The 9,508-nt window shown below is 72.9% G+C and carries 10 protein-coding genes, 1 tRNA gene and 1 pseudogene; 7 read left to right on the top strand and 5 right to left on the bottom strand.

The genetic code is table 11. The features are described 5' to 3' along the window. The coding region (locus tag H505_RS0126910; RefSeq protein WP_026404464.1) for an integrase core domain-containing protein at positions 1–218 on the top strand (218 nt) is incomplete at its 5' end. A gap of 19 nt (positions 219–237) precedes the next feature. Further along, positions 238–696 (top strand): helix-turn-helix transcriptional regulator, encoded by a 459-nt coding sequence (locus tag H505_RS44540; protein ID WP_245592637.1) that lies wholly within the window; start codon positions 238–240, stop codon positions 694–696. Between the two features lie 91 nt (positions 697–787). Here H505_RS44540 and H505_RS0126900 read toward each other — a convergent pair whose 3' ends face one another. Next, complete coding sequence (locus tag H505_RS0126900) at positions 788–1,180, bottom strand: YccF domain-containing protein (RefSeq protein ID WP_026404463.1); 393 nt, start codon at positions 1,178–1,180, stop codon at positions 788–790. 179 nt (positions 1,181–1,359) lie between these two features. Further along, positions 1,360–1,518 (bottom strand): annotated as a pseudogene (locus H505_RS50105) (IS630 family transposase); the annotation flags it as partial. On the opposite strand from H505_RS50105, the gene H505_RS50700 reads away from it, so the two are divergent. Further along, positions 1,451–2,152: a hypothetical protein gene (locus H505_RS50700; protein WP_169528862.1), complete on the top strand. Its 702-nt coding sequence runs from the start codon at positions 1,451–1,453 to the stop codon at positions 2,150–2,152. The pseudogene H505_RS50105 and the gene H505_RS50700 sit on opposite strands and share 68 nt — an antisense overlap. Positions 2,153–2,156: 4 nt before the next feature. Here the strand turns inward: H505_RS50700 and H505_RS0126895 are convergent. Next, positions 2,157–2,232, bottom strand: a tRNA-Lys gene (locus H505_RS0126895). A gap of 72 nt (positions 2,233–2,304) precedes the next feature. Here H505_RS0126895 and H505_RS0126890 point away from each other — a divergent pair. Then, positions 2,305–2,976, top strand: coding sequence for a dienelactone hydrolase family protein (locus H505_RS0126890; protein WP_026404462.1), 672 nt, complete (start codon positions 2,305–2,307; stop codon positions 2,974–2,976). Here H505_RS0126890 and H505_RS0126885 read toward each other — a convergent pair. Both H505_RS0126885 and H505_RS0126880 read right to left on the bottom strand, forming a co-directional pair. Then, positions 2,965–3,792: an ADP-ribosylglycohydrolase family protein gene (locus H505_RS0126885; RefSeq protein WP_026404461.1), complete on the bottom strand. Its 828-nt coding sequence runs from the start codon at positions 3,790–3,792 to the stop codon at positions 2,965–2,967. The two genes, H505_RS0126890 and H505_RS0126885, sit on opposite strands and share 12 nt — an antisense overlap. Beyond that, positions 3,789–6,401, bottom strand: coding sequence for an ATP-binding protein (locus H505_RS0126880; protein WP_026404460.1), 2,613 nt, complete (start codon positions 6,399–6,401; stop codon positions 3,789–3,791). The genes H505_RS0126885 and H505_RS0126880 overlap by 4 nt, the downstream gene beginning before the upstream one ends. Before the next feature lie 101 nt (positions 6,402–6,502). Between H505_RS0126880 and H505_RS0126875 the strand changes: the two genes are divergently transcribed. From H505_RS0126875 to H505_RS0126865, 3 genes are all read left to right on the top strand, one after another. Then, positions 6,503–7,579, top strand: coding sequence for an alkene reductase (locus H505_RS0126875; protein WP_211238571.1), 1,077 nt, complete (start codon positions 6,503–6,505; stop codon positions 7,577–7,579). Between the two features lie 101 nt (positions 7,580–7,680). Further along, positions 7,681–9,006 (top strand): family 1 glycosylhydrolase, encoded by a 1,326-nt coding sequence (locus H505_RS0126870; protein ID WP_026404458.1) that lies wholly within the window; start codon positions 7,681–7,683, stop codon positions 9,004–9,006. A gap of 101 nt (positions 9,007–9,107) precedes the next feature. Beyond that, complete coding sequence (locus tag H505_RS0126865) at positions 9,108–9,503, top strand: SCO5389 family protein (RefSeq protein ID WP_026404457.1); 396 nt, start codon at positions 9,108–9,110, stop codon at positions 9,501–9,503. Positions 9,504–9,508 lie beyond the last annotated feature (5 nt).

Genomic DNA, 9,508 nt, shown 5'->3' with positions numbered 1-9,508 from the left:
GTGTGTGCTGGGACAACGCCATGGCCGAGTCGTTCTTCGGGGCATTGAAGAACGAGTGGCTCAACCGTATGGTATTTGCCACACGAGCCAAGGCCCGCCGCGCGGTTGTGCAGTACATCGAGGGCTTCTATAATCGACGCAGGCTTCATTCCGCGAACGGGTACCGGACCCCTATGGAGGTCCACAACGAGTACCTGGATCGGCAGCAAGCAGCGTAGATCTGCCCGCAGATCACCCATGAAGAAGCTGTCCGGAAAACGCGTGGCCCCTCAGCCGGACCTCGCCGAGGGCGCGCGGCTGCGGGCCGAGGCCGTCGTCCTGGACCTGCTGCGCCCGCTGCCCGCGACCCCCATCGACGTGCCGGTTCCCTCGAACGAACGCGTGCGGGCCGTGGCGGACGCGCTGCTCGCCGATCCCGCGGACAGGCGCAGCCTCGATGCGCACGCCCGCGCCGTCGGGGTCAGCCGGCGCACGCTGACGCGGCTGTTCATGCAGGACACGGGCATGAGTTTCGATCGGTGGCGCACCCACGTGCGCCTGCGTGCCGCGCTGCCGATCCTCGCCGAGGGGCACCCGGTGTCCCACGCCGCGCACCTGGTCGGATACGCGACCCCGAGCGCCTTCCTCGCGGCTTTCCGCCGCACCGTCGGCACCAGCCCCAAGCGCTACCTCAACACGGGAACCGTGCCGAAGTGATTCATACCGGCTCAGACCCGAACCTGCGCTTCGAGCACCGGGGCGACGCCAGGAGATCCAGCCAATCGATTGCGAACCCACAACCTACGGATCAGGCGAAGCTTCGCGGGTCATTCGTTGCCACGACCTCACGGCCCAGCGGTGTCAGCGAGACGGGGATCAGCTTGAAGTTCGCGATGCCCAGCGGGATGCCGATGATCGTGATGCACAGCGCGATACCGGTGAAGACGTGCCCCAGCGCCAGCCACCATCCCGCGAAGATCACCCAGATGATGTTGCCGATGCTCGACGCTACGCCCGCGTCTGTGCGCCGGACCAGCGTTCTGCCGAACGGCCAGAGCGCGTAGTTGGCGATCCGGAACGACGCGATGCCGAAGGGGATCGTGATGATCAGGACGCAGCAGATGATGCCCGCGATGACGTAAGAGGCGGCCATCCAGATTCCGGCCAGCACCAGCCAGATGACATTGAGTAGGGTGCGCACCGCCACACCGTAGCGAACTCGACGCACACAGTTGTGTCTCGACGTGAGGGGCCAGGTCGCTGATCGGGTGGTTTCAGCCCGGCGGTCTCGGGCAGGCGAAGGGACCGGGAACCGGCGTGGGCGGGTCAGGAATGCTCGGGACCTAGGACGGCCTCAGCGCGGCCCTAGTGTTCGGCCTGGACGCTGCGGTGGACACCACGCCGTATCCGTTTGCTGGTCAACTCCGCGAACCACCGCTCGACCAGGTTGAGCTAAGAAGAGCCTGTCGGGGTGAAGTGCAGATGGAAACGCGGGTGCGCCAGAAGCCACCTGCAGATCGCTTCGGTCTTGTGGGTCGCCCGTATCGTCCACGACCACCAGGCGGAAGGACGTCCGATCGGGCAGGCGACGCTGAACCGGATCCGCGGGACGCTGCGCAGTGCGCTCAACACCGCGCTGCGGGACGGCCTCGTGACCGAGAGCCCGGCGGCGCTGCTGGTGTTGCCGGCGGCGCGGCGGCCGCGGGCGGTGGTGTGGACGGCCGGGCAGACCTCCGCGTTCCTGCACACCATCGGCGGTCACCGTCTCTACGCTGCCTACCACCTGATCGCGCTGCGCGGCCTCCTCGATCGCCGCGGCGGCCGGGCTGCGCTGGGTGGACGTGGACCTGGAACACGGCACCGCGGTGATCTGCGGCAGCTGCAGCGGCGGAACGGCCGTCTGGAGGCGTGTCCGCCCAAGACCGCGCACAGCGTCCGCGTCATCGCGCTGGACCGCACCACCATCGCGCGCACTGCGGGCACCAAGCGGCGCCGGCGACCATCGAACCTCAAGCGACGGCCCGCCGCCGTGAACGAAGGCGGGCGGTCGGTGGCGATGACCGGGGGAGCGGGTGAACGGGGTCCGCCGTCCCTGCTTCCGGCATCAGGACGGCCTCAGGCGGGCTCAGACAAGATCCCTGATATGTCCAAGGGCAGGCGCTTGCCCTGGTGAGGGGTGGTGGGTCGCGTGGGACTCGAACCCACAACCTACGGATTAAAAGTCCGGAGCTCTGCCAATTGAGCTAGCGACCCGTTGAGCAAGCGTACCTAGATCGGTGCCGGGTTCGCGACGGGGTTACGGCGGGGAGGGGCGATCATGGGGGGATGAGGCGTGTTGAGCGGGTTGGCGGGGCGTTCGATCTGACGGTGTGGGGCGAGGGGCCCGGGCCGGGGATCCTGCTGGTGCAGGAGATCTTCGGGGTCGGGGAGTACATGGAGGCGGTCGCCGAGGATCTCGTGGGGCTCGGGTATGTCGTGGGGGCGCCGGACATGTTCTGGCGGATCGAGCCGAACTGGGCCGTGCGGCATGACGAGCGGGCCGTCGAGCGGGGGACGGCGATGGTGTCGCGGTTCGACTGGGACGCGGGGGTCGAGGACCTCGAGGCCGCGCTGGGGTGCCTGCGGGGGCTGCCCGGGGTGGGGCCGGTGGGGGTGCTCGGGTTCTGCTTCGGGGGGACGCTCGCGTACCTGCTGGCGAGCCGGGTGGACGTGCCCGCGGTGTCGTTCTACGGGTCGGGGGTGCCCGCGCGACTGGAGCGGATGGCGGATGTGCGGGGGCCGCTGCAGTTGCACTTCGGCGGCGCCGACCCCTACATCCCCCGGGAGGACGTCGCCGAGGTGGAGCGCGCGGCGCGGGACGGCGTCGAGGTGCACGTGCAGGAGGACGGCGGGCACGCGTTCCACAACCGGAAGGCGCCGATGTTCTACCAGGAGGCGCCCGCGGAGCGGGCTTGGGCGCTCGCGGAGGAGTTCCTGGGGCGGCACCTACAGGGGTAGGGGTTCGCACTGGGCGAGCCAGTGGGCGGGGGGATCGCCGACGATGCCGCCGACGATGGCGCAGTTGGTGTCGATGTCGCCTCCGGCGGCCGCGGTCGTCCAGAAGGCGCGCTCGTAGTCGTCCTGGTTGCGGGCCGCGGCCCAGAGGACGAACGGGACGGTGTCGTGCGCGGCGACCAGGCGCCCGTTGCCGAGGGCCGCGGAGGCGAGGACGGGGTCGCCGAGGGGGAGGAGGCGGCGGGCCTCGGCGATGCCGTCGCGGACGTTCGTGGGCGGGGTGCGGTCGATGACGGCGTCGAGGAACGCGCCGGGGGTGGTGCGGGGGAGCGCGGCCGCGACGGCGACCGCCACGGCGCCGGCGACGGCTTCGGGGTGGGGGTGGGTCACCTCGGCGGAGAGGGCCGCCTGGCGGGCGGCGGTGTCGGGGTCGCCGAAGTACCAGGCGCCGACGGGGGCGACGCGCATGGCGGCGCCGTTGCCCCAGGAGCCCTGGCCGCCGAAGGGCTCGCGGGCGAGGGTGCGCCAGTCGCCGCCTTCGCGGATCAGCCGGAGGAGGCGGTTGGTGGAGGGGCCGTAGCCGCGGTCGAAGTCGTGGTTGTCGGCGAAGGCCCGGGCGAGGGCGTCCTGGTCGATCTCGCCGTGGGCGGCGAGGATCCGGTAGACGGACGCCGCCATCTCGGTGTCGTCGGTCCACTGCCAGGGGCCCGGGGGGAGGGTGCGGTCCTCGTAGGACGCGCGGTTGGCGGGGACGAAGAACTGCGAGCCGAGCGCGTCGCCGACGGCGAGGGCTTGGAGGGTCGCGTAGGCGCGGTTCACGCGGGCTCCAGGAGGGTCGAGAGTTCCTTGCGGGACGAGATGCCGAGCTTCGGGTACGCCTTGTACAGGTGGTATTCGACGGTGCGGGGGCTCAGGAACAGTTGCGCGGCGATCTCGCGGCTGCTGGTGCCTTCGGCGGCGAGGCGGACGACCTGGAGTTCCTGCGGCGTCAGCCGGTCGAGCGCGCTGGGCGCGGCGGGCGCCGCGGCGGACTCGCCGGTCGCGCGGAGTTCGGCGCGGGCCCGGTCGAGCCACGGGGCGGCGCGGAGCCGTTCGAAGGTCTCGATGGCGGAGCGGAGCGGCACGCGGGCGTCGGAGCGGCGCCGTGCGCGGCGGAGCCATTCGCCGTAGAGGAGTTCGGTGCGGGCCTTCTCGAAGGGGCGCGTGGACCGTTCGTGCAGGTCGGCGGCGAGCTTGAAGGGTTCTTCCGCGTCGGTGAGGAGGGCCTCGCAGCGGGCGGCGACGGCGAGCGCCCACGGCTGCGCGGACGCGCGGGCCCACGCGCGGAAGCGTTCGTGGGCGGGACGCGCGAGGTCGGGGGCGCCCGCGCGGACCGCGGCCTCGACCTGGTCGGCGGCGGACAGCAGGGCGTGGGTGCCGTGCCGGCGGGGGCCGGCGGCGATGTCGTCGAGGCGGCGGAGGGCGTCGTCGTGGCGGCCGAGGGCGAGGTCGAGGAGGGCGCGGGCGCTGTCGGCGAAGCCGCCGCCGGGGGGCGGGGCGTCGGCGGTGAGGTCGCGGAGGCGGTCCTCGTCGCCCTCGATGGCGGCGACGCGGGCGAGGGCGGCGCGGAGCCGCCCGGCGCGGCGGTCGAGGCCGGTGTCGCGGGCGAGCGCGACGGCCTCGGCGACGGACGCCTCGGCGTCGGCGTGCAGGCCGAGCATGATCTGCGCGTGCGCCTGGGTCTGCAGGACGTTCGGGAGGGCGGCGACGAGGCCGTGCCGGCGGCAGCGGTCGGCTTCGGCGGCGGTGAGGTCGAGGACGGCGCGGTCGTCGCCGAGGATCAGGGCGAGCTGGGCGGCGCGGACGGGGTCGCCGGGGCGGGCGAGGAGGTCGGCGATGATCGGCAGGCCGCGGTCGTGCTCGTCGCGGACCTGGTGCGCGAGGCCCCGCACGTACGGGTCGTCGGAGGCGGCGGCGATGCGCAGGACGGACGGCGCGTTCCCGGACGTCCACGCGTAGTTCGCGGCGTCGCGGAGCATGGCGGTGCGGTCGTCGGGGGCCGCGTGGGCGGCGTGCTCGACGAGCATGCGGACGGCGGCGCGGGGGTCGCCGCGTTCGAACTCGACGGTCGCGTGGAGGCGGCCGAGGCGGGCGCGGGCGGCGGGGTCGGTGAGGAGGGGGTCGGCGGACGCCGAGAGCCGTTCGGCTTCCTCGACGTTGCCCGCTTGGAGGGTGAGGTCGGCGGCGGCGGCGAGGCGTGCCGCGCGCGCTTGGGCGTCGGGTGTGAGTTCGGCGGCCTGCCGGTAGAGGGCGGACGCCGTGGCGTAGCCGGTGCGGTTCCGCGCGCGCTCTGCGGCGTCCTCCAGTTCCTTGGCGACGTCCTCGTCGGGGACCATCGCGGCGGACGCGCGGTGCCGGACCCGGCAGTCGGGGTCGTCGGCGATGTCGGCGATGGCCTGGTGGACGGCGATGCGCTGGGTGGCGACGGCGCCCTGGTAGGCGGCCGTGAGGATGAGCGGGTGCCGGAAGGCGACGGACCGTCCGGACACGTCGACGAGTCCGGCGCGTTCGGCGGCGGCGAGGTCGGTGAGGTCGGCGCCGAAGCGGCGGGCGGCGCGCAGCAGGGTGGGCAGGTGGCCGCGCCCCTCGGCGGCCGCGATCAGCAGCATGGCCTGGGTCTTGTCGGGGAGTTCGGCGATGCGGTCGCGGAACGCGGCGGTGACCCGGTCGGCGACGGGGAGGGGGTCGGGGGTGGACGGCGCGCGCTGCCCGGCGGCGGCGAACTCGCGGAGGGCGAGGGGGTTGCCCTGGGATTCGCGGATGACGCGGGCGCGGGCGGCGCGCGGGACGTCCCGGTCGGCGAGCATCCGTTCGGCGTCGCGGGCGCCGAGGCGTTCGAGGGGCAGTTCGGGCAGGCCGGTGCCGGTGAAGCCGGTGTCGCGGGCGGCGAACAGCATGACGACGCCGTCGGCGGTGAGGCGGCGGGCGGCGAACAGCAGGGCCTGCGCGGTGGCGCCGTCGAGCCACTGGGCGTCGTCGACGAGGCAGAGGGCGGGGCCGCGGTCCTCGGCGAGGTCGGCGAGGAGGGTGAGGACGGCGAGGCCGGCGGTGAACCGGTCGCGGTGGTCGGTGGGGGCGCCGGGGTCGTCGAGCGCGGTGCGCAGCGCGGCCGCCTGGGCGGCGGGGAGCGCGCCGAGCCGGTCGCGGACGTGCCACAGGAGCTGGTTGAGGCCCGCGTAGGCGAGGTTCGACTCGGCCTCGACGCCGACGGCGCGCAGGACGTGGGTGCCGCCGGACGCGCGGAGCGTCGCCTCGGCGTCGTCGAGCAGCGCGGACTTGCCGATGCCCGCCTCGCCGCGCAGCAGCAGCGCGGCGCTGCGCCGGTGGTCCCGGGCCTCGGCGAGGAGGGTGGAGATGCGCGTTCGTTCGGTGTTCCGCCCGTAGAGCACGGCTCCAAACTACGGGGCCAGGTACCGAAACGGTACGGATGCGGCCCGTATGCGGGGGTTCGTAGGTTCGTGACCATCGGAAACGTCGCTAGGAGGTCGTGATGGACGAGCTGTTCGAGCCGGTTTCGCTCGGGAAGCTGGAGCTGCCGAACCGGTTGGTGATGGCGCCTATGACGCGGAGCCGGGCGTTCGACGGCGGCAGGGTGTCGGAGCTGACGGCGGAGTACTACCGGCAGCGGGCGGGCGCGGGGTTGATCGTGAGCGAGGCGGTGCAGCCGAGCGTCCGGGGCCAGGGGTACTTGTGGACGCCGGGGCTGCACGCGGACGCGCAGGTGGCGGCGTGGCGGAAGGTGACGGACGCGGTGCACGCCGCGGACGGGCGGATCTTCGCGCAGCTCATGCATTCGGGACGGGTCGGGCATCCGGTGCTGTACCCGGACGGGGGCCTGCCGGTGGGGCCGTCGCCGATCGCGAGCGGTGACGCCATGTTCCACCCGGACGGGATGCTGGAGCATCCGGTGCCGCGGGAGATGACGCGCGACGACATCGCGGAGGCGGTCGCGGACTTCGCCGCCGCCGCGCGCAACGCGATCGAGGCGGGCTTCGACGGGGTCGAGGTCCACGGCGCGAACGGGTACCTGATCCACCAGTTCCTGGGCGACGGCAGCAACGTCCGGACGGACGGGTACGGCGGGACGGTCGCGAACCGGATCAGGTTCGCCGCGGAGGTGGCGCGGGCGGTCGCGGACGCGATCGGGCCGGAGCGGACGGGCTTCCGGGTGTCGCCGGGCAACGGCGCGGGCGGGGTGGCCGAGAGCGACGTGCCGGAGCTGTACGGGGCGCTCGTCGCGGCCCTCGCCCCGCTGGGCCTCGCGTACCTGCACGTCATGGAGGCGGGCAACCGGGAGGTGACGCGGCTGATCCGGGACGGCTGGCCGGGCGCGCTCGTCCTGAACCCGCACCCGGTGGCGGACGGGTCGCCGGCGAGCCCCGAGGACGGCGCGGCGGCGCTGCGGGACGGCGTCGCGGACGCGGTCGCGCTGGGGCAGCTGTGGCTGGCGAACCCGGACCTGCCGCGGCGGATCCGGGCGGGCGGACCGTACAACGAGGCCGACGCGGCGTCGTTCTACGGCGGCGACCACCGCGGCTACACCGACTACCCGGTGCTCGCGGGCTGAAGCGCGCGGGGGCGCGCCGGATGTGGCCGTCCGAGGGGATTGACGGGGACCTCTCCGGGATCTGTAGTCCGAGAAAGACTCACGTTTCTCGGAGGTTCCCCGTGCCCGGCAGATCCCGTTGCGCACGTCTCCTGGCCGTCCTGGTGCTGCTCGTCGCGGCCGGGACGGCGCTCCCGGCCGCGGCGGACGCCCGCGGCACCGTCCGGTTCCCCGCCGACTTCCTCTGGGGCGTCTCGACGAGCGGCTTCCAGAGCGAGGGGTCCTTCCCCGACAGCAACTGGACGCGCTACGTCGAGAGCCGCGCGGGCGAGGTCGAGGACCCGTACCGCGACTCGGTCGACTTCCGGCACCGCTACCCGGGCGACATCGGGCTCGCCCGGGGCCTCGGCGTGCAGGTGTTCCGGACGTCCGTCGAGTGGGCCCGCGTCGAACCCCGCCGCGGCCACCGCGACCCGGACGCGATCGCCTACTACGACGACCTCGTCCGCCGGATCCGGGCCGCCGGGATGCGGCCGATGCTGACCCTCGACCATTGGGTGTACCCGGGCTGGGTGGCGGACCAGGGCGCCTGGGACAACCCCCGCACCCAGCAGGACTGGCTCCGGCACGCCGAGTTCGTCGTGAACCGCTACAAGGACATGGACGTCCTGTGGGTCACGTTCAACGAGGCCAGTTCGTACATCTACCGGGAGTTGACGCACCGTCCGCTGGACCTGGGGCAGGTCCTGACGATGCAGAAGGCGCTCGTCAAGACCCACAGGGCGGCCTACGACATGATTCACCGCGTCGACCCAGGTGCCATGGTGTCCAGCAACGTCGCGTACGGCACGGTCATCAACGGACTGTTCGACGCGGCCCTGTTCAACGAGGCCACCGACAAGCTCGACTTCATCGGCCTCGACTACTACTACGGCGCGAACCTGGAGAACATCAGCGCCGCCCACGCGCTGACGGGCGAGCTGTGGAAGATCGACCCCGCCCCGGAGGAGCTGTACTACGCGCTGAAGCAGTACCACCTGCGCGTGCCCGACCTGCCGGTCTTCATCGTGGAGAACGGCATGCCCATGGACGACGGCAAGCCGCGCCCGGACGGCTACACGCGCTCCGACCACCTGCGCGACCACGTCTACTGGATCCAGCGGGCCATGGCGGAGGGCGTGCCGGTGATGGGCTACAACTACTGGAGCCTCACCGACAACTACGAGTGGGGCAGCTACCGGCCGCGCTTCGGCCTCTACACGGTCGACGTGCTCACCGACCCGTCCCTGACCCGGCGGCCCACCGAGGCCGTGCCCACCTACCGGTCGCTGATCGCGCGGCGCGGCGTCCCGTCCGGGTACGTCCCGGTCCGGAAGCCGGGCTGGTGCTCGATCGGCGATCCCCTCGGCAGCTGCTTCGGCAGCCCCGCGATGCCGCCCGCTTCGTAGTCGTCCGTCCGGAAACTCCCAACTCCGCGCGACTGGAAATGACAACCGTTTCCATGCGAGAGTGGAGGCGTCCTGCCCAGCCCGCAGAGAGGGAGTGCGTCATGTCGCTGACCGTCGACGACCGGCTCATGGAGACCGCGAAGAAGGGGGAGGTGGACGACGCGGCGTTCGTCGCGTGCGTGCGCGCGTCGCTGCCGTACGCGTGGGAGGTGATCAGCGGCGTCGTCGAGCGGATGCGGGACGGCGGCGACGGGTTCGCCGACAACCAGGCCCCGCCGCCGGACGAGCGCGCCCGCGGCGAACTCCTGCGCACCCTCGCGAGCGACGCGATGCGCGGCGCCCTCGAACGCCACTTCGGCGTCCGCCTGGCTTTCCAGAACTGCCACCGCGTCGCCGCCTTCGACCCGCGCGCCGAAGGCGCCGCCGACCGCTACGACCGCTTCGTCTCCCCGCGGGCCCAGCTCCTCAACCAGTCCCCCGAACTGATCGACTGCTGACCGGC

The sequence above is a fragment of the Actinomadura rifamycini DSM 43936 genome (assembly GCF_000425065.1).
GTDB classification, from domain to species: Bacteria; Actinomycetota; Actinomycetes; order Streptosporangiales; family Streptosporangiaceae; genus Spirillospora; species Spirillospora rifamycini.
This window is presented reverse-complemented; position numbering and strand designations above follow the sequence as displayed.

Bases quoted from the DNA above. Each gene is read 5' to 3' on its own strand.
- H505_RS44540 (WP_245592637.1), top strand. From the start codon at position 238: ATGAAGAAGCTGTCCGGAAAACGCGTGGCCCCTCAGCCGGACCTCGCC.
- H505_RS0126875 (WP_211238571.1), top strand. From the start codon at position 6,503: ATGGACGAGCTGTTCGAGCCGGTTTCGCTCGGGAAGCTGGAGCTGCCG.
- H505_RS0126865 (WP_026404457.1), top strand. From the start codon at position 9,108: ATGTCGCTGACCGTCGACGACCGGCTCATGGAGACCGCGAAGAAGGGG.
- H505_RS0126890 (WP_026404462.1), top strand. From the start codon at position 2,305: ATGAGGCGTGTTGAGCGGGTTGGCGGGGCGTTCGATCTGACGGTGTGG.